At 66.5% G+C, this 17,552-nt stretch carries 15 protein-coding genes; 8 read left to right on the top strand and 7 right to left on the bottom strand.

The window, feature by feature from the left end; translation table 11 throughout:
• Position 1: 1 nt before the first annotated feature.
• The 4 genes from H0P51_RS03595 to H0P51_RS03580 are packed head-to-tail and all read left to right on the top strand — an operon-like array spanning position 2 to position 5,253.
• On the top strand, positions 2 to 1,099 hold the full coding sequence (locus tag H0P51_RS03595; RefSeq protein WP_180916678.1) for a UbiA family prenyltransferase: 1,098 nt from the start codon (positions 2 to 4) through the stop codon (positions 1,097 to 1,099).
• A complete protein-coding gene (locus tag H0P51_RS03590) occupies positions 1,096 to 2,097 on the top strand; it encodes a pyridoxal phosphate-dependent aminotransferase (RefSeq protein WP_180916677.1) in 1,002 nt (333 codons plus the stop codon). Before H0P51_RS03595 ends, H0P51_RS03590 begins: the two co-directional genes overlap by 4 nt.
• Complete coding sequence (locus tag H0P51_RS03585; protein WP_180916676.1) at positions 2,090 to 5,032, top strand: thiamine pyrophosphate-binding protein; 2,943 nt, start codon at positions 2,090 to 2,092, stop codon at positions 5,030 to 5,032. Before H0P51_RS03590 ends, H0P51_RS03585 begins: the two co-directional genes overlap by 8 nt.
• A gap of 11 nt (positions 5,033 to 5,043) precedes the next feature.
• Positions 5,044 to 5,253 carry an alpha/beta fold hydrolase family protein gene (locus H0P51_RS03580; protein ID WP_180916675.1) on the top strand — a complete coding sequence of 70 codons (210 nt, stop codon included), beginning with the start codon at positions 5,044 to 5,046 and terminating at the stop codon, positions 5,251 to 5,253.
• A 12-nt stretch (positions 5,254 to 5,265) separates the two neighbouring features.
• On the opposite strand, the gene H0P51_RS03575 is transcribed toward H0P51_RS03580, so the two are convergent.
• Together H0P51_RS03575 and H0P51_RS03570 are read right to left on the bottom strand one after the other, a co-directional pair.
• Entirely contained in the window at positions 5,266 to 6,828 is a 1,563-nt protein-coding gene (locus H0P51_RS03575; RefSeq protein ID WP_246398377.1) for a cytochrome P450, read from the bottom strand.
• A gap of 27 nt (positions 6,829 to 6,855) precedes the next feature.
• Positions 6,856 to 8,190, bottom strand: coding sequence for an aminotransferase class I/II-fold pyridoxal phosphate-dependent enzyme (locus tag H0P51_RS03570; protein ID WP_246398375.1), 1,335 nt, complete (start codon positions 8,188 to 8,190; stop codon positions 6,856 to 6,858).
• A 115-nt stretch (positions 8,191 to 8,305) separates the two neighbouring features.
• Here H0P51_RS03570 and H0P51_RS03565 point away from each other — a divergent pair, with 115 nt between their 5' ends.
• The 3 genes from H0P51_RS03565 to H0P51_RS03555 all read left to right on the top strand — a co-directional run bounded on the left by H0P51_RS03565 (position 8,306) and on the right by H0P51_RS03555 (position 11,238).
• Complete coding sequence (locus H0P51_RS03565) at positions 8,306 to 9,250, top strand: Rieske (2Fe-2S) protein (RefSeq protein WP_180916674.1); 945 nt, start codon at positions 8,306 to 8,308, stop codon at positions 9,248 to 9,250.
• A complete protein-coding gene (locus tag H0P51_RS03560) occupies positions 9,247 to 9,732 on the top strand; it encodes a hemerythrin domain-containing protein (protein WP_180916673.1) in 486 nt (161 codons plus the stop codon). Before H0P51_RS03565 ends, H0P51_RS03560 begins: the two co-directional genes overlap by 4 nt.
• A gap of 93 nt (positions 9,733 to 9,825) precedes the next feature.
• Positions 9,826 to 11,238, top strand: coding sequence for an NAD(P)/FAD-dependent oxidoreductase (locus H0P51_RS03555; RefSeq protein ID WP_180916672.1), 1,413 nt, complete (start codon positions 9,826 to 9,828; stop codon positions 11,236 to 11,238).
• Here H0P51_RS03555 and H0P51_RS03550 read toward each other — a convergent pair whose 3' ends face one another.
• Genes H0P51_RS03550 through purT form a run of 3 tightly spaced genes read right to left on the bottom strand, consistent with a single transcriptional unit; the run spans position 11,239 to position 14,087 of the window.
• A complete protein-coding gene (locus H0P51_RS03550; protein WP_180916671.1) occupies positions 11,239 to 12,432 on the bottom strand; it encodes an O-succinylhomoserine sulfhydrylase in 1,194 nt (397 codons plus the stop codon).
• A 9-nt stretch (positions 12,433 to 12,441) separates the two neighbouring features.
• The gene (locus tag H0P51_RS03545; RefSeq protein WP_180916670.1) at positions 12,442 to 12,861 is read right to left on the bottom strand and encodes a rhodanese-like domain-containing protein; all 420 of its coding nucleotides are present in this window, start codon (positions 12,859 to 12,861) and stop codon (positions 12,442 to 12,444) included.
• The gene (purT, locus tag H0P51_RS03540) at positions 12,858 to 14,087 is read right to left on the bottom strand and encodes a formate-dependent phosphoribosylglycinamide formyltransferase (protein ID WP_425489008.1); all 1,230 of its coding nucleotides are present in this window, start codon (positions 14,085 to 14,087) and stop codon (positions 12,858 to 12,860) included. The genes H0P51_RS03545 and purT overlap by 4 nt, the downstream gene beginning before the upstream one ends.
• A gap of 218 nt (positions 14,088 to 14,305) precedes the next feature.
• Here purT and H0P51_RS03535 point away from each other — a divergent pair, with 218 nt between their 5' ends.
• Positions 14,306 to 15,580 (top strand): PPE family protein, encoded by a 1,275-nt coding sequence (locus H0P51_RS03535; protein WP_180918710.1) that lies wholly within the window; start codon positions 14,306 to 14,308, stop codon positions 15,578 to 15,580.
• Position 15,581: 1 nt separating this feature from the next.
• Here the strand turns inward: H0P51_RS03535 and H0P51_RS03530 are convergent, their stop codons facing one another.
• Both H0P51_RS03530 and H0P51_RS03525 read right to left on the bottom strand, forming a co-directional pair.
• Positions 15,582 to 16,226: a PaaI family thioesterase gene (locus tag H0P51_RS03530; protein WP_180916669.1), complete on the bottom strand. Its 645-nt coding sequence runs from the start codon at positions 16,224 to 16,226 to the stop codon at positions 15,582 to 15,584.
• Positions 16,223 to 17,521 (bottom strand): adenylosuccinate synthase, encoded by a 1,299-nt coding sequence (locus H0P51_RS03525; protein ID WP_180916668.1) that lies wholly within the window; start codon positions 17,519 to 17,521, stop codon positions 16,223 to 16,225. Before H0P51_RS03525 ends, H0P51_RS03530 begins: the two co-directional genes overlap by 4 nt.
• Positions 17,522 to 17,552 lie beyond the last annotated feature (31 nt).

Genomic DNA, 17,552 nt, shown 5'->3' with positions numbered 1-17,552 from the left:
TATGGAGAAGAGCCAACTCTTGTCTGCCGCCGGGATCCAACCGGCACAACCGAACTCGCTGGCCGGTTTCCTGCGGATGAGCAGCGAACAGCGGCTGGCGTGGGTGCAGGCATCCCCCGGCATCGCCGTACCGCCCGCTGGGCGGCTTGCGCAATTCGTGGCGTTCTCGCGCCCCCGGACGTGCATCCCGGGAATGTTGGGCTTCTACCTGGCCAGTGTGGTCGCCGGCGGCGTCTCACCGCTGGCGCTCATCGTGGGAATGGTGGTTTCGTACCACATCGCCGCGATCGCCAATCTGTACAACATCTACACCGACATCAGCGAGGACAACGAGAACATCCCCACACGGGTATACGAACTCAGCCGCTACGGCCGCGACCGCCTGCTTCGGCACACCCATCTGCTGGCCGCCTTCAACTTCCTGCTCTCGCTGCTGGTCAATCCCTGGTTCGCCGGTCTTACCTTCCTGGCTTTAGTGGGGTGCCAACAGTATTCGTTCCGTCCGTTGCGGATGAAGGCCCGGGCCCGGATCGGGATCCTGTACTTCGCCAATGCGGTGGCCTATCCCTATGTGAGTGCGGTGCTGGCTTCCGATTTCAAGCTGGAGGCGCTGACCGATCGCCGGTACTGCGCGCTGGCGCTCTATCTGTTCGTCTGGTTCTGCGCCAAAGGCCTGACCAAGAACGTGCCCGATTACCAAGGCGACAAACGCGTCAAGGTGACGACGTCGGCGACGTTGAGCGCCACCAGGCGGCGCGCGGCGATGATCGCGGCGGTGGCGACAATCGTGGTGTACGGCGCCGTCGTGCTGCCAGTGACGTTCGGCTTTCTCGCCCCGAAATACTTGCTGGCACTAATCTGGTTGCCGGTGGCCTGTTTTCAGGCCTGGCGACTGGTGCACACCGTCGACCAGAAATCGTCGAACGACATGCTGCGCGACGACATGTTTGTCTCGGTCGGCTACCTGTCGACACTCATCCTGATCGAGCGGATCTCGGTCGTGTCGGTGACCGTGGTGGTGGCCGGCGTCGCGATCATGTTGATCACCGACCGGTTGCGGCTGGACACCAGAAGAACCGAAGACTTCGAAATGCCATGAGAGTTGATTTCGACCTGTCACGCAATGAATTGCCATTCGACCCGCTCCCGGAGGTGCGCCGCATCCTCGAGTCCAGCGCGGACAAGATCAGCCGCTATCCCGAGGACCAGTGCGTCAATCAGCTGACGGCGCAGATCGGTGAGCTGCTCGGGGTTCCGCGGGACAGGGTTGTCGTCGGGCCCGGCAGCGTCGGCGTGCTGGACGCGTTGCTGCATGCAGAACCGAAGGGCGCCACAGTCTTCGCAACCCCCGCGTTCGACGAGTACGCGATTCTCATCGCGCGCGCCGGGGGTGTCCCGGTCGCGACCGTCAGTGACCCGCCGGGGAAACAATCACTCGACAGCATTCTGGCTCGGGTCGACGATTCGACACGGCAGGTGATCATCGCCACGCCGCACAACCCGAGCGGCGCCGCGGTGGGTCTGAATGAGCTGCTCGATTTCCGGCGGGCGTTACCGAAACCGGTTCTGCTCGTTGTGGACCAGGCCTACGCGGAGTTTGACGAGACGTTGCCGGGCGACGCCGTGCTCCGCCTGGTGACCGAGATGGACAGCGCAGTGGTACTGCGGAGTTTCTCCAAGGCGTACGGGCTCGCCGGACTGCGGATCGGCTACGGGGTGTTCAGCAGTGCGGTGCTGGCCGCCCGGGTCCGCGCCGCCGTCCCGACGTACTCGGTGAACTCGCTTGGCATCACCGCGGCCGCAGAGTCGTTGCGGCATCAGCGACAGCTGCGTGAGCGAGTGGCTCAGGTGATCGTTAACCGGAAACGGTTGGAAGAATTCCTACTTCACCACGGCCTGTTCAGCGGCGTCGTATCGCAGGGAAACTTTGTGTGGGTGCCCACCACGGATTCGCACACCGTGTCCATGCAAGCCCGCGCCGACGGCATCCTGGTGCGAGAGTACCCAGGACTGGGCGTACGGATCACCGTCCAATCCGACGCGTCGGTAGATGCGGTCATCCATTCCTTGACAACACACTGTCGCGTCGATGCATAACCGGCACTTGTTCTCCAACGCGCTCGGTCGCCAGCGATTCGCCGACGAACTGGTGGACTACCTGATCGCGCTCGGTGTCGAGTACATCTTCGGTATGCCGGCCGAGTCGGTGAATTCGTTGGTTCACGCCGCCAGCCAGCGCAGCGAGATTCGGGTCGTCACCACCCGGCACGAGACGGCGGCGGCCCTGATGGCGGTGGGGTACGCCAAGGCGTCCGGGCGACTAGGGGTGTGCTTCGGCACCGCCGGGCCGGGCGCCACCAACCTGGTTGCCGGTGCCTACGAGGCGTACCTCGGACGAGTACCGTTGCTGGCCATCAGCGGTCAGGTCCCGGTGGCCAGCATTGGCCGCGAAGCGTTCCAAGAGATCGATTCCGAAGCCTTGTTCAAGCCCTGCACCTCCTCGTCCGTGCAGATCCAGGCAACGAGTCAGTTTGAGCGCCTTGCCCGTTCGGCGGTGCTGGCCCTGCACGAATCCACCGCCTGCCATGTGGCCATTCCCGGCGACGTGCTCTACGCCCCGATCGCCGCTGCGCACACCGGCTGGAATGTCCCGAAGCTGCCCGAGCCGGGGCTGCCGAGCAAGGAGGAGTTCAGCTCGGTCGCCGAGTTCCTGGAATCCGGTGATCTGGCTATCATGCTATCCTGCGCCGACGGCGCCCAAGCCCAACTCGCTGAAGCACTTTCGCGCCGGCTTTGCTGTTCGCTCACCGATGTCCGCGTCCCCGGCGTGCTCTCGGCCGGCGACGTGCTGGTGGTGGGACGCGTCAGTCCGCTACTCAAACAGCGGGTGGCGGGTCATGCGAATCTGTTTGAGCTCACCGACCGCCGATTCGCCGGCGGGCGGCTGCCGTACATCAGACAAGTCGTCTGTGACGTCGAAGCCACCCTGCACAAAATCCTCGACTCCCAACCGGAACCCGAAAAGGTTGTGACGGACACCGTGTTCACCGACCTCGACGACGTCGACGGGATTTACAGCATGGCGGGCATCCCGGGCGCGGCGCTGCCGTTAGCCCTCGGTGCCGCACTGGCCGGCAACGCACGTAGTACGGTTGTCACCGACGGTGCTCAGCTGGGTCAGTTCGTCGCCGAACTGTCCACGCTGGTCAGCACGAACGCCGACGTTCAGATCCGCTGTCTGAAAGGCACTGAAAAGTTCAGCAGCACAAAGCAACTCGAATCTGCGTTCGGATTGCAGCATGGCATCATCGCGGTGCCGCGGCAGACACCGTCTACCCGTCGCGATCCACGGCCCGGCGAGCGGTCGCTAGCCCAGCACCTGGAGAACAATCTGGCGGCGCCGGTGCAGATCAGCGAATTCTGCGCGTCGCGACTACCCGGATTGAGCACGGCCCAGCGCAGCGCCAACGCACAGGCACCGTCGATGAGCGCTGCCGCGTTGCGCAAGGCGGGCTGCCCCTCGGCCGGCACCCTGGTGGCGACCGGAGCCGCACTGCTATTGCAGCTAAACGGGATCTACGACGCGGCGCTCGATCATGCCCCGATCCTGGTGGTCACTGTCGAAGCACCAGACTGGCAGCTCGATGCCGGCCGGCTGCTCGACGAAGTGTGTTCGGCGAGCTACGTCGTCGACGACCCCGCGACCGCCGCAGCCACAGTGCGGCAGGCTTGTGCGGCCACAACCGCCCCAAGTTCGGGCGTGGTACACCTGCGGGTGCGCGGCGAAGCGCTGAATTCGCAGTGGCCCGACAGCCAGTGCGCTGCAACGCAATTCGTCTATATGAGAACGCCGGCGCCGGACGAATCCGCGATCACCGAGGCAATCGCCGCGCTACGCGACGCCGAACGGGTTGCCATTGTCGCGGGCCGCGGCGCCGCGGGCTGCTCGGAGTTGCTCACCAGCCTGTCCGCCGTGCTGGACTGCAAGGTGCATCTGACGATGGGCGGCGATTCGGTGATCGACGACCCGGGCTTGCGCGCGTACGGCAGGGTCGGCGGCTCGGGTGATCTGCGGGCGTATCACGCCCTCGCCAAGGCTGACGTGCTGCTGTTAGTAGGAGTGTCGAACCGGGGCTCGGCGTTCGATCTGGGCGCTGCCGGCCGAAGTATCGTGGTCAACACCGACCCGAATGCACTGCTGCGCCTGAGGGATCGAGACGTCGCCGTGCTGGGTGACGCGATGGCGACGCTAGAGGCGATGGTCGATAGGCTGCGCCCATCCCCCGGTCCGGAAAAGACGAGCCAGTCGCCCCGTCGCTGTCGGCGCAGCCGATGGGCCGAACGTGCCCCGCTGCGGGCGTCGCGGCTGACCCAGGCGATCAACGAGGAGCTGGCCAGGTTCGATGGCACCAGCACGGTGTGCGCGGATGTCGGAGTGAACACCCTCTGGGTGTACCGGTACATCACGTCGATGACGCGCAGCATCTGGTCGGCGTCGTTCGGGACCATGGGTTTCGCGGTCCCCGCCGCGATCACCGCGGCAAAGAATACCGATACGCAGCTCGCCGTCGCGGTGGCCGGTGACGGTGGAACATCGGTGACGCTCAACCAGATTCAATCCTCGACGGGTGTCGCCAAACCGGTTGTCTTCGTCGTCGTCAACAATCTCGCGCTGGCCGCGATCAAGTTCGAGAGCGAGATCATGGGTTGGCCGGACCGCGGCTCGGCGGTCCCGGACATCGAGTTCGCGCAGTACGCGACGTCGGTCGGGATCGAGTCGCGGCGGGTCGACACGCTGTGCGATTTCCGGGCTGCGTTCCGCGAGGCCATCAGTGCCCCACGGCCCTACCTCATCGACGCCCGGTGCGTGCTCAACGATGCGCCGGTCCAGGCCGGGAAGAAGCACTGGCGTCAGGTGATCGGATTCTTCGTGGCATGGTCGAAAGAGGGGCGCCCAGGCGCCCGGACGTTCGGTGAGGTCACCCGCGCGGTCATACGCGGCAAGCTCTACGAGAAGGGTCTGCCGGGCTAGTTGCGATCGCTGTGCCCGAGTCCGCGCAGGACACGCAGTCCTGCGTCCTGGAAACCGGCGACGCGTTCTTTCCACTCAAGTGGGCTCGCCGCCTTCGCGACTTGATCCCGGGCATTACCGAGGTCGTCACACTGGATGGCGCCAGAATGCACTTCCCGGACTACCGCGCCGGCGAGTTGCTCGCGCCCCTACTGACTCATTGGGCACGACATCCGGACTGACCGGCCAATTTGCTACGCCCGCGAAATCATCGCCGGCAGCCCACCCTTGACCATCACCGAGAAAGTGAAGTGCGGCTCAGGGTGCCAGCCGTCGGGCACGCTGAGCCGGTACCGCTGAAACAGCATGCTCAGGAAGAACTGCGCCGCCATGTAGGCCATTGTGGTGCCCAGGCAGAAATGCTGGCCCGAGCTGAACGGCATGAACGCCAGCCTAGGCCGCGCGCGCACCTGCTCGGGATCTAGGAAGCGCATCGGGTCGAACCGATCCGGCTCCGGCCACCAGCGCGGGTCGCGGTGTACCACCGACATCGACGCACCCACCAGCGTCAGTTTCGGCAGCCGGTAACCGCCGAGTTCGTTGTCGGCCATGCAGAACCGCGGGAAGAACGGATGTCCCTGCATGCGCTGTCCCTCGTCGAAGCACGCCTTGGTCCAGCTCAACCGCGATACGTCGTCGAAGGTGGGCAGCGCACCACCCAGCGCGTCGACCTCACCATCCAGCCGGGCCAGGCTCTCCGGGTTCTTCAGCAACAGGGCGACGGTCCAGGTCAGGGCGGCGCCGGTAGGGTCGTACGCGCCGCCGAGCAGACCGACGATCTCGGCCGCCAGGTCGGCCCGGTTGATCGGCGACCCATCCTCGTAGCGCGCCTCCAGCAACGTATCCAGGAAGTCCGGCTCCGCTACCGGGTTATCCTTGCGGTCCTTAATCAGCCGGCCGACGAGCCGGTAAATCCGCGCCAGCGCCGGTAGCAGGCTCGACCTGCCTTTGCGCGGAAGCCTATTCGGGAATGGCACCATCAGCGTCGTCAGGCCGAGCAGACCGGTGATGGCCCGCATGTCGGCGTCCAGCCGCCGCAGCTCCCGCTCCCCGATCGAGGCGGAGAACAACGTCTTCAGGTAGACCTTCAACGTCATCAGCGAGATCTCGTACTGCAGGTCCACCGGCTGACCGGTGCCGGCGAACGACGACCAGCCGGCGAGGCGATCGTCGAACTCACCGCAGAACACGTCGGCCATGGTCGTCAGATGCCGGCGGGTGAACATCGGCATCAGCATCTTGCGACGCTCCCGCAACTTGGGGCCCTCCAGCATGATGCTGTTGGCGCCGATGATCTTCAGCAGCGGACCCAGCAGGTCGTAGCGGCTGTACCGGCCGTCAGCGTCGTCCATGAACTCACGCAACAGGTCCGGGTGAGTCACCGCGACCATGTCCAGCAACGGCATCGGGATGCGGAACATGTCGCCGTAGCTGGCCGCGCCGCGACTGATCAACCCGAAAGGGTCGCGGCGCAGCTCGAAAAAGGAGCCGACGATGGGCAGCCCGGTTGGCCCCGGGGGCAGCGGCAATGGACGGCCGTAGCCCCGCGCGGCGCCGAGCAAGGTGGGTACCGACAGCCGGGTGGGCCAGAGCGGATCTTCGCGCAGCGCCCCGACCACGCTGAGCGGGCCGGCGGACAACCGGCCCACCCGCGGCGCCGCGACAGCGGCGATCACCGGCGGCAGTTCCGCTTGGGTGTCGGCCGCTGCGTCCGGCAGGTCGAACGGCCGATACAGCGGCTCTTCCGCAGCGGTCAACGTGTCACAACCTTTCGTTAGGCACGCCTAAGTTACCGCGTCGGCGAAGTCCGCCGCGAACCGCGTCGCCGCCCGGCCGGTCATGGTCGCCGACGTGATTCGGATGCCATGCCGTGGGTGGTAGGGGTCGATGGCGAAGATGTCTCCCGGCTGTACCGCCCAGCCGGCCTGGGACAGCCGCGCGACCGTCGCCACTACCGTCTCGGCGTCTGGTAGATCAATCCAGAGGTTCAGTCCGTCGGGCGCACCCAACGGTGAAATGCCTTTGTTTACAAGAGCTTCGGTGAGGATCCGGCCACGCTTAGCATAGGTTCGCCGCGCCCGGCCAAGCTGCGCCACCGTCGCGGCATCGGTCAGCAGGTGCGCGGCGGTGGCCTGCAACAGGTGGCTCACCCAGGTCTTGCCTGCCCGCAGCCGGGCCCCGATGAGCTGCCCGGTCTGCGGGTTGGTGGCGACCATCGCGACCCGCAGGTCCGGTCCCAGGAACTTGGCCACCGAACGGACCAGTGCCCAGTTGAACGTGGACTCCGGGGTCACCCGGCAGTACGGCGCCGACGACACCAGCGAGAAGTAGTCGTCTTCGATCACCAGCACTTCCGGGTAGCCGGCCAACACCGACCGCAGCTGTGCTGCACGGCGATCGTCGATGCTCACGCCGGTCGGATTGTGTGAGCGCGGGGTCACGATCACCGCCCGGGCCCCACCGTTGGCGATCGCGTGGTGCAATCCCGCCACCGTCATGCCGTGCTCGTCGACCGGAACGCCGATGCGCTGATAACCGTTGAGCCGGACGGTGCCGATGCTGGCCAGAAAGCAAGGATCCTCGACGGCGACGGCATCCCCGCGGGCCAGGCAGGTGCTCAGTACCCGTTCCACCGCATCGACAGCACCGTGTGTCACTACGATTTGGGCCTCACCGGCCGCCAGGTGGCCGTCGAACAACCGCTCGGCAACCGCCATCAGATGCGGTTCGACGGCGGGCGCCCCGTACAGCGTCGGGCGATAGGGCGCACGGCGCAGCGCCGTGGGTAGATCCGGCAGCAGCAACGGATCGGGATTTCCGCTGGCGAGGTCGACAAGATCCGCCCCCGGGAGTTGCTCGGCACCGAGGTCGGGAATTTCGGCGATCGTGGTGCCGCGCCGCCCCCCGGCCTGTGCCACTCCCGCGGAAACCAGCTGCCGGTAGGCCGCCGCGACGGTGTTGCGGTTGACCCGCAGCTCGGTCGCGAGCGAACGAATCGGCGGCAACATCGCCCCCGGCGCGAGGTCACCTCGCGACACCAGATCACGGACGCTGTCGGCAATCGCGCTGGCAGTCTGGCCGGAAATCGGCGGCACGCCAGGCGCCATGGCAGTCGACACGGCAGTCAATGTACTGCCGCTGCCGCTGCCGCGTCGCCAACCTGGACATTTTTGTCCTATGACAAACGGTGCTACGTTGGTTTGAACCGCAGAGGCCAGAGAGGACAGCCCCACGATGGTCAACCAACTGAAACGGTCCCGCCGCGCTACGCCCGAGATCGGCACCAGAGCGCTCGCCTTCATCGGGCGCCAGGACTGGCTCGACCGACCCAGCTACCGGCTCGAAAACGTGCTGAGCTTCGCGTTCAATGCGCTCGGCAAATCACGCAACCGGGTAACCAACCTGCTCAACGGGGTTTGGTTGGGCCATCCCGCCCATCCCCCGCTGGCGTCGCTGGCCAGCGGCGCGATCGGAACCACCGTCGCACTCGACGTGCTGCACGCGTTGCCGCATCGTCCTGCTGTCGAACGCATCGACTCGGCACGGTTCGCGCAAAATGCCCTAGCGATCGGCATTTTGGCCAACCTCGGTTCGGCGGCCACCGGCGTCACTGACTGGCAACACACCCACGAGCAGGACCGTCGCGTCGGACTGGTACACGGACTGCTCAACTTGGTGGCCACGTCGCTGTACATCGCGTCGTGGCGGGACCGGCGGCGTGGTCACCATCTGCGTGGCATGGCCGTCAGTGCGATCGGCTACGGAATCGCCACCGGCAGCGGCTATCTCGGCGGATCGCTGGTGTTCGGGTCCGGGATCGGTATCGACCAGTCCGGCCCGCGGCTGCACGCGCCCGACTGGACTCCGGTGCTCGCCGAAGCCTCTCTCCCCCCTGGCGAATTGCAGCGGGTCGAGGTGGACGGCATCGGGATCGTGGTGTGCCGCAACGACGATGACGGCGTGACCGCCGTCGGTGCCCACTGTCCGCATTTGGCGGCACCGATGTCCGACGGCTGGCTCGATCGAGGACGGATCGTATGCCCTTGGCACGGGTCACAATTCGATGTTCAAGACGGTCACGTTGTCCGCGGCCCGGCCGCCGCGCCGCTGCCCTGCTATCAGGCCAGGTTGCACGACGGAAAAATCGAGGTTCGTAGCGAGGGAGAGCTCACCAAATGAACGCCTATGACGTGCTCAAAGACCACCACAACCTGTTGCGCAAACTCGGCGGGCGGCTGCGCGAAGCGCCCGTCGGCACGATGGAACGTCAGCAGTGCCTCGACGACCTGCTGCTCGAGTTCGACATCCACATGCGCATCGAGGACGATCTGTACTACCCCGCGATGGCCGCCGCGACCAAGCTGATCGCCATCGCCCACGCAGAACACCGGCAGATCTACGACCAGCTGGCGGTCGCCTTGCGCACCTCGCCAAAATCGCCGGACTACGAAGCCGAATGGAACTCGTTCTTGACCGTGCTGGAGGCACATGCCGACGAAGAGGAACGCGACCTGGTGCCGCCTCCCGCTCCGGTGGACCTGAGCCCCGAGGAACTCGACCGGCTCGGTCGCGAGATGGCCGAACGGATGCGTCAGCTACGCAGCTCGACCTTGCAGCGGTTGCACGTCAAGGGCCGGGCGGCGCTGCTGCGGGCCTTCTGAGCGCCGAGAGCGCGCCTGCCTGCTGACGACGCTTGTCCCGGCGTCGTACGGTGTAGCTGCGCCGCAGTCACCGATGCGACTCCAAGGAGGACCATGACGCCCGTAGCCAGCGAACCCTCGACCGACACGCGCCATCACGTCGTCATCATCGGAAGCGGGTTCGGCGGCTTAAATGCGGCCAGGAACTTGAAGCGGGCCAACGTCAGGGTCACATTGATCTCCAAAACCACCACCCACCTGTTCCAGCCGCTGCTGTACCAGGTGGCGACGGGCATTCTGTCCGAAGGTGACATCGCGCCCACCACCCGGCTCATCCTGCGCAAGCAGAAAAACGTGCGAGTTCTGTGGGGCGAGGTCAGCGAGGTCGACCTGAAGGCCAAGACGGTCACGTCGCACCTGATGGGCATGTGGACCGTAACGTCTTACGACAGCCTGATCGTGGCGTCCGGAGCGCAGCAGTCCTACTTCGGCAACGACCAGTTCGCCACCTACGCCCCCGGCATGAAGACCATCGACGACGCCCTGGAGCTGCGTGGCCGCATCCTCAGTTCGTTCGAGGCCGCCGAGGTCGCGCTCGACCCCGCCGAACGAGAACGGCGGCTCACCTTCGTGGTGGTCGGTGCCGGCCCCACCGGCGTCGAACTGGCCGGCGAAATCGTCCAGCTCGCGGAACGCACCCTGGCCGGGGCCTTCCGCACCATCACCCCCACCGATTGCCGGGTAATCCTGCTCGACGCGGCACCAGCGGTACTACCGCCGATGGGCGAGAAGCTGGGCCTCAAGGCACAACGACGCCTAGAGAAAATGGACGTCGAAGTCCAGCTCAACGCGATGGTGACCGCCGTCGACTACCAGGGCATCACCGTCAAGGACAAGGACGGAACCGAGCGGCGCATCGGATGCGCGTGCAAGGTCTGGGCGGCCGGAGTGCAAGCCAGCCCCCTGGGCAAGATGCTCGCCGAACAGTCCGACGGCACCGAGACCGACCGCGCCGGACGGGTGATCGTGGAGCCTGACCTGACCGTGAAGGGACACCCGAACGTCTTCGTCGTCGGCGACCTCACATCAGTACCCGGCGTGCCGGGCATGGCCCAGGGCGCCATCCAGGGCGCACGCTACGCCACCAACGTGATCAAACACATGGTCAAAGGCCACGACGACCCAGCCACCCGCGAACCGTTCACATACCACGACAAGGGCAGCATGGCCCTGGTGTCGCGGTACAGTGCCGTCGCCCAGATCGGCAAGATCGAGTTCGCCGGGTTCTTCGCCTGGCTGGCGTGGCTGCTGCTGCACCTGATCTACCTGGTCGGTCACCGCAACCGCATCTCGGCGATGTTTTCCTGGGGCATCTCCTTCCTGGGCCGCACCCGCGGCCAGATGGCCATCACCAGCCAAATGATCTACGCACGCGTGGTGACCAACTGGATGGAAGAGCAAGCCGAGCAAGGAGCGCTGGCCGCCGCCGAACAAGCCGACGAGGCCGAACGCAAAGCGGCCGGATAGCTAACTCAGCGCCCGGTCGATGTCGGCGATCAGGTCCTCGGTGCCTTCGAGACCCACCGAGATGCGCACCACGCCATCGCCGAGCCCGATAGCGGCTCGGCCCTCTGGGCCCATCGCCCGGTGTGTGGTGGTAGCCGGATGCGTCACAAGCGATTTCGCGTCGCCAAGGTTATTGGAGATGTCGATCAACTGCAGCTTGTCGAGCACCTCGAAGGCGCGCTGCTTGTGGGCGCCGTCGTCGGCCTTGAGCTCGAACGTGATAACCGTTCCACCGCCGGACATTTGGCGCTTGGCCAGATCGTATTGCGGATGTGAGGCCAGGAACGGGTAGCGCACCCAGCTCACCGCCGGATGGCCCTGCAGGAACTCGGCGATACGCTGCGCGGACGCGTTGCTGTAGCGCACCCGAACCGCAAGCGTCTCCAAGCCTTTGAGCATCACCCAGGCGTTGAAGGCGCTCATCGCCGGGCCGGTGTGCCGCATCAGTTTCTGCACCGGTCCGTCGATGTACTCCTTGTCGCCCAGAATCGCACCGCCCAGCACCCGACCCTGGCCATCGATGTGCTTGGTTCCCGAATACACCACCACGTCCACCCCGAGCGGGAAACCCTGCTGCAGCAGCGGAGTTGCAAAAACGTTGTCCAACACAACCTTTGCGCCGGCAGCGTGTGCCAATTCGGTCACCGCGGCGATGTCGACCAGCGACTGCATCGGATTGGACGGCGTCTCGAAGAACACCGCCTGGGTGGGCACCGAGAGAGCCTGCTCCCACTGGGACAGGTCCTCGCCGTCGACGAAGACGGTCTCCACACCCCAGCGCGGCAGGATCTCGTTGCACACCACGAAGCACGAGCCGAACAGGCTGCGCGCGGCCACCAATCGATCACCGGCGCCCAACAACGCGCCCAGCGAGACGAACACCGCCGCCATCCCACTGGCGGTCGCGAACGCTGCCGGGGCGCCCTCGATAAGCCGCAGGCGTTCCTGGAACATGTTCACGGTCGGGTTGCCGTAGCGCGAATAGACGTAGTGTTCGACCTCGCCGGTGAAGGACTGCTCGGCGACAGCCGCCGACGGATACACGTACCCCGACGACAGGAACATCGCCTCGGCCGTCTCTTCGAACCCAGAGCGGATCAGGCCACCGCGCACCCCGAGAGTGGCCTGACCGACATCGTCTGGCAGCTGGTTCATCAGTCCCGCTCAGCCCTGCTTCCAGGGGAGTCCGACCGCGCGCCAACCGGTTCCGCCGCGATGCCCGTGGGCATCCAGGTGACCTTCGAAGCCGTCCAGCACGTTGTACGACGGCGTCAGGCCCGCCTCGGTGGCGACCTCGGCGGCGCCGATGGACCGGTTACCCGAGCGGCACAGGAACACCAGCGGCCGCTCGGCCTCGCCGGAGTCCGGGATCTGCTCCTTGAGCTCGGCGAGGAAGTCCTCGTTGTGCTGCCCGCTGGTCTTGTTCCACTCGACGAACACCACGTCACGGCCGAGGCTCGACAGATCCGGGACACCGACGAAATTCCATTCGGCATCGGTGCGCACGTCCACCAACACGGCCTGAGGATTCTCGGTCAACACCTTCCAGGCCTCGAGCGGGGTGATATCTCCTGCGTAACTCACGCGCGCGAGTCTCGCACATCCAGCCTGGCAGCAACCTGCCGGGCGCGGTCGCGGGCGACGGTCACGTCGGGCGCGGTGGCAAGCGCCAACCCCCAACCGGGCGGCACCGCATCGGACTCACCGACGGCAGCCGGATCGAAGACCCGCAGATCGCTCTCGGGGACGGCGAGGGCCGCCGCGAGTACATCACCACTGGGCGCGGTGCCCGGTGCGGACGGGCCGCGGGGGATCATCTGGGCGGCGCCCGGCGACACCATCATGGTGTCCACGGCCACCCCCAGAATCGCCCGCGCCTGCAACTCGAACGCCGAAAGCCGCTGGCTGCGCAGGGTCACCCAGGCGCTGTCGCGGGGCCCCGGGGCGACCTCGGTGAAGTACACCTCGTCGCCGTTGATCATCAGTTCGACGCTGAACACCCCGCGCCCGCCCAAGGACTTGACGATCCGCGCGGCGATCGACTTGGCCGCGTCCAGCGCGGCGGTGCTCATTTGCTGGGGCTGCCAACATTCCAGCCCCCCAGCGCCGTCGCTGCGATGTCCGATCGGGCTGCAGAACTCAATCACCGGCCCGGACGGACCCTCGCTTCGCACAACGATCAGCGTGACCAAAAACTCGATGTCGACCACCGTCTCGGCCCACACCCGACCGTCCTGCCGCGCGGTGGCCCGCTCCCACGCCGGTGCGACCTCGTCGGGGGTGCTGACCACCGATCGTCCCTGACCGTGCGGGCCGGCGACCGGCTTAACCAGCAGCGGGTATCCGGCATGCGCGGCCACAGCCTCGAGTTCGGCCAGCGAGCCGACGAACCAGAAGGGCGCGGTCGGTAGGCCCAGTTCATCGGCGGCCAGCCGGCGGAGGCCCTCGCGGTCCGCCATCAGCCGGCCCGCGCGCGCACTGGGCACCAACTCCACGTCCTGACGCTGCGTCGACTCGAACGTTTCAAGGACGTCGAATGCAACCTCGTCGGTGCGCGTGACCACGAAGTCCGGTTGCAGGCTGTTCAGCACCGCGGCGAGTTCGTCGGCGCCGGTGAGCGCATCGGCGTCCGCGGTGATCACCTCGGCGCCGAGCCGCTGCAATGCCACCGTCAGCTCCTGGCCGGCGTCGTCGCAGCCGAGCAGCAGCAACCTGGGCCGGGCTTCGACCTCCGGCTCGAACGGTTCGGGAACCGCCGGTGCGTCCGACGGCTGCTCGATGGACCACACCGTCGTGGCGCCCTCGGCCACAGGGCGTTCGTGCTCGCCGGTATCCTGCCGCTCGGTCAAGCAGTCACCCCCTCAATCGGTGAGTTGTCTCGTCGCTAAGGTCTCGTCGCTAAGGATAGGTGCGGGTACGAGAACGCCGCGTCTTGACTCATTTTTCGGAATTTTGTGCAAATCTGCTTCGACAGGTGCCGCAACGTTTTGCTGAGGAGGTGTGCATGTCATTTGTGAACACCTACGGCCTGGAATTCGGCGCGCTCCCACCCGAAATCAACTCGGCCAGAATCTACTCCGGCCCCGGCTCGGCGCCGCTGATGCAAGCCGCCGCAAGCTGGGCGCAGCTGGCCAGCGAACTCCACGCGACGGCGGATTCGTACAACGCAGTGCTGGCCGGACTCACCAGCGAGGAGTGGCTGGGCCCCTCGTCGTTGTCGATGGCCGCCGCCGCAACGCCGTACGTGGCGTGGATGCGTGCCACCGCCACCCAGGCCGAGCAGGCCGGAGCCCAGGCTTTGGCCGCGGCGAACGCCTACGAGGCGGCGTACGCCGCCACGGTGCCGCCGGCGGAGATCGCGGCCAATCGCAGCACGACAATGTCGCTGGTCCAGACCAACGTCTTCGGGCAAAACACACCGGCGATCGCTACCAGCGAGGCCGACTATGGCGAGATGTGGGCCCAAGACATCGTCGCGATGGACGGCTATGCCGGCAATTCCCAGGCCGCCGCCCAACTGACGCCGTTCGTCCCGCCGCCGGCGACCACCAATGACACCGCCCTGCTCGGCGAGACCGCCGCAAGTGCCGCCGCCGCACCGGCCGCGCCACTGATTCCGTTGCCAAGCCCATTCGAGGATCTCGACCTACTGGTGCTCGCCAGCTTGGGTCTGGCCGGCGCCAGCTTCGTGGTGGCGCTCGGGCAATTCGGCGAAGAAGTTCGCAGCGACGAGATCGAGGAAGAGGAACTCGAGCACGCAAACGAGCTCGAACAAAAAGAGATTCAGGGCGACGCGCCGGGCATCGCGGAGCCGAACCCGGTAATCCCGGACGAATTGCGGCCGGCCCCCGCCGCGGCGGGGGCCGCGGCCGTGGCCGGCCGTGCCACCAGTATCGGCGGCCTCACTGTCCCGCAGAGCTGGTTCATGCCCCCGGCGGCGCGCCAGGTAGCGGCGATGTTCCCCGGCACCACGCCGCTGGTCATGACCGGCGCAGGGGACGGCGGTTACTCGATGGTGGCGGCGGGGGTGGCCGGGGCCAGCCTGGCCGGGCTGGCGGCCCGGGGTGCCAACTCGCCTGCGACGCCGACTCCAACCCAAGCCGCTGCGGCAGCTGGCGCTGCGGGCGCGGCCAGACCGGCCGCCAACGCACCGGCAATACCGGCGGCAGCGGCCGCGGCGCAGTTCCCGGGCCTGCCGCAGGGCCTGCCGCCGGGAGTGGTGGCGAATCTCGCGGCGACCCTGGCGGCTATTCCCGGAGCGACCATCATCGTGGTGCCGCCGGACCCGAACCAGCAGCAGTGACTCAGGGCTGGCCGGGCAGCAGACGCACCATCAGGCCATTACCTTCGGCCAGCACGGCGCCGTCGCCGTCGCACAGTTCGGCGGCGACGAACGCTTTGCGGCCCTCGACGCGGGTCACCCGGCCGCTGATCCGTAGCGGCGTGTCGATCGGGGTGATCTTGCGGTAGTCGACGTGCAGGAAAGCCGTGCGGCTGATCGGCCGCCCGGCGGCATGCGAGATCATGCCGAACATGTGGTCAAACAGCAGCGGCAACACACCGCCGTGCACCGCCATGTTGCCGCCGACGTGGAAGCGGCTGAAATAGCCAGTCATCTCGACGCCGTCGGCACCGTAGCGGGTCAGGTCCCACGGCGGCATCAGCAGGCTGCCCATGCCGGGTAGGTCCGGAGTCCGTCCGGCGGGTGACTTGCCCTCTTCGGCTTGAGACGGAGCCAGCAATTCAACCAGGGCGGTGGCGCGCTCGGCCGCCTCGTCCCATACGTCGTCGCCGGGGTCGGACGACACGGCCAGGTCCTGCAACCGGCGCATTGCCGCCACGAACTTGCCGAACCCGGGTCCCGGACTGGCCGGGCCGAATTCCGGGAAGCCGCCGTGGTGCTCGTAGTCGGGGTCTATATCGGTGGGGTTCTGCGGGACGTCGGTCACGGGCGAGCCCGCAGCACATCGCGCCGCACGATGGTCTGGTCCCGCCCCGGTCCCACACCGATGCACGAAACATGCGTTCCGGCAAGCTCTTCCAGCCGTAGCACATAGTCGCGGGCCTTGGCCGGAAGGTCGTCGAACTCGCGGGCGTCGGAGATGTCCTCCCACCAGCCGGGCAGTTCCTCATACACCGGCTTGGCGTGGCACAGGTCGCGCTGGGTCATCGGCATCTCGTCGGTGCGTTTGCCGTCGACGTCGTAGCCAACGCAGACCGGCACCGTCTGCAGGCTGGACAGCACGTCGAGCTTGGTCAGGAAGTAGTCGGTGATCCCGTTGACCCGGGTGGCGTAGCGCGCGATGACGGCGTCGAACCAGCCGCAGCGGCGCCGCCGGCCAGTCGTCACCCCGAACTCCCCACCGGTCTTGGACAGATATTCGCCGTTCTCGTCGAACAGCTCGGTGGGGAACGGTCCCGAGCCCACCCGGGTGGTGTAGGCCTTGAGGATCCCCAGCACCGTGCCGATCCGGGTCGGGCCGATGCCGGAGCCCACCGCCGCGCCGCCGGCGGTGGGATTCGACGACGTAACGTACGGGTAGGTGCCGTGGTCGACGTCCAGCAGGGTGCCCTGCGAGCCTTCCAGCAGCACCGTCTCGCCGGCGTCCAAGGCGTTATTGAGCAGCAGCCGGGTGTCGGCGATGCGGTGCCGGAAACCTGCGGCTTGCTCCAGTAGCGCGTCGACCACCTGGCCGGGTTCGAGCGCCTTGCGGTTATAGATTTTGACCAGCACCTGGTTCTTGAACTCCAGGGACGCCTCAACCTTGTGCGCGAGTTGATCGGGGTCCAGCACGTCGGCGACCCGGATCCCCATCCGGGCGATCTTGTCCTGGTAGCAGGGGCCGATGCCGCGTCCGGTGGTGCCAATCTTCTTGCTGCCCATGTAGCGCTCGGTGACCTTGTCGATGGCCACGTGATAGGGCATCAGCAGGTGCGCGTCGGCGGAGATGAGCAGCTTGGAGGTGTCGACATCGCGGTCTTCGAGGCCTTTGAGCTCGTCGAGCAGGACGCCGGGGTCGATCACCACGCCGTTGCCGATCACGTTGGTAACCCCGGGCGTCAGCACGCCCGACGGGATGAGGTGCAGGGCGAAGTTCTCGCCGGTGGGCAACACCACGGTATGGCCGGCATTATTGCCACCCTGATAGCGAACTACCCACTGCACGCGTCCGCCGAGCAGATCCGTCGCTTTACCTTTGCCCTCGTCACCCCATTGGGCGCCGATGAGGACGATTGCCGGCATGACTTGCTCCTGCTCTGGCGGGGTTGTGCCC

It is taken from the genome of Mycobacterium vicinigordonae (genome assembly GCF_013466425.1).
GTDB lineage: Bacteria > Actinomycetota > Actinomycetes > Mycobacteriales > Mycobacteriaceae > Mycobacterium > Mycobacterium vicinigordonae.
This window is presented reverse-complemented; position numbering and strand designations above follow the sequence as displayed.

Excerpts from the sequence above, each read along its gene's own strand:
- H0P51_RS03585 (WP_180916676.1), top strand. The coding sequence starts at position 2,090 with ATGCATAACCGGCACTTGTTCTCCAACGCGCTCGGTCGCCAGCGATTC.
- H0P51_RS03590 (WP_180916677.1), top strand. The coding sequence starts at position 1,096 with ATGAGAGTTGATTTCGACCTGTCACGCAATGAATTGCCATTCGACCCG.
- H0P51_RS03560 (WP_180916673.1), top strand. The coding sequence starts at position 9,247 with ATGAACGCCTATGACGTGCTCAAAGACCACCACAACCTGTTGCGCAAA.
- H0P51_RS03565 (WP_180916674.1), top strand. The coding sequence starts at position 8,306 with ATGGTCAACCAACTGAAACGGTCCCGCCGCGCTACGCCCGAGATCGGC.
- H0P51_RS03595 (WP_180916678.1), top strand. The coding sequence starts at position 2 with ATGGAGAAGAGCCAACTCTTGTCTGCCGCCGGGATCCAACCGGCACAA.
- H0P51_RS03550 (WP_180916671.1), bottom strand. The coding sequence starts at position 12,432 with ATGAACCAGCTGCCAGACGATGTCGGTCAGGCCACTCTCGGGGTGCGC.
- H0P51_RS03555 (WP_180916672.1), top strand. The coding sequence starts at position 9,826 with ATGACGCCCGTAGCCAGCGAACCCTCGACCGACACGCGCCATCACGTC.
- H0P51_RS03525 (WP_180916668.1), bottom strand. The coding sequence starts at position 17,521 with ATGCCGGCAATCGTCCTCATCGGCGCCCAATGGGGTGACGAGGGCAAA.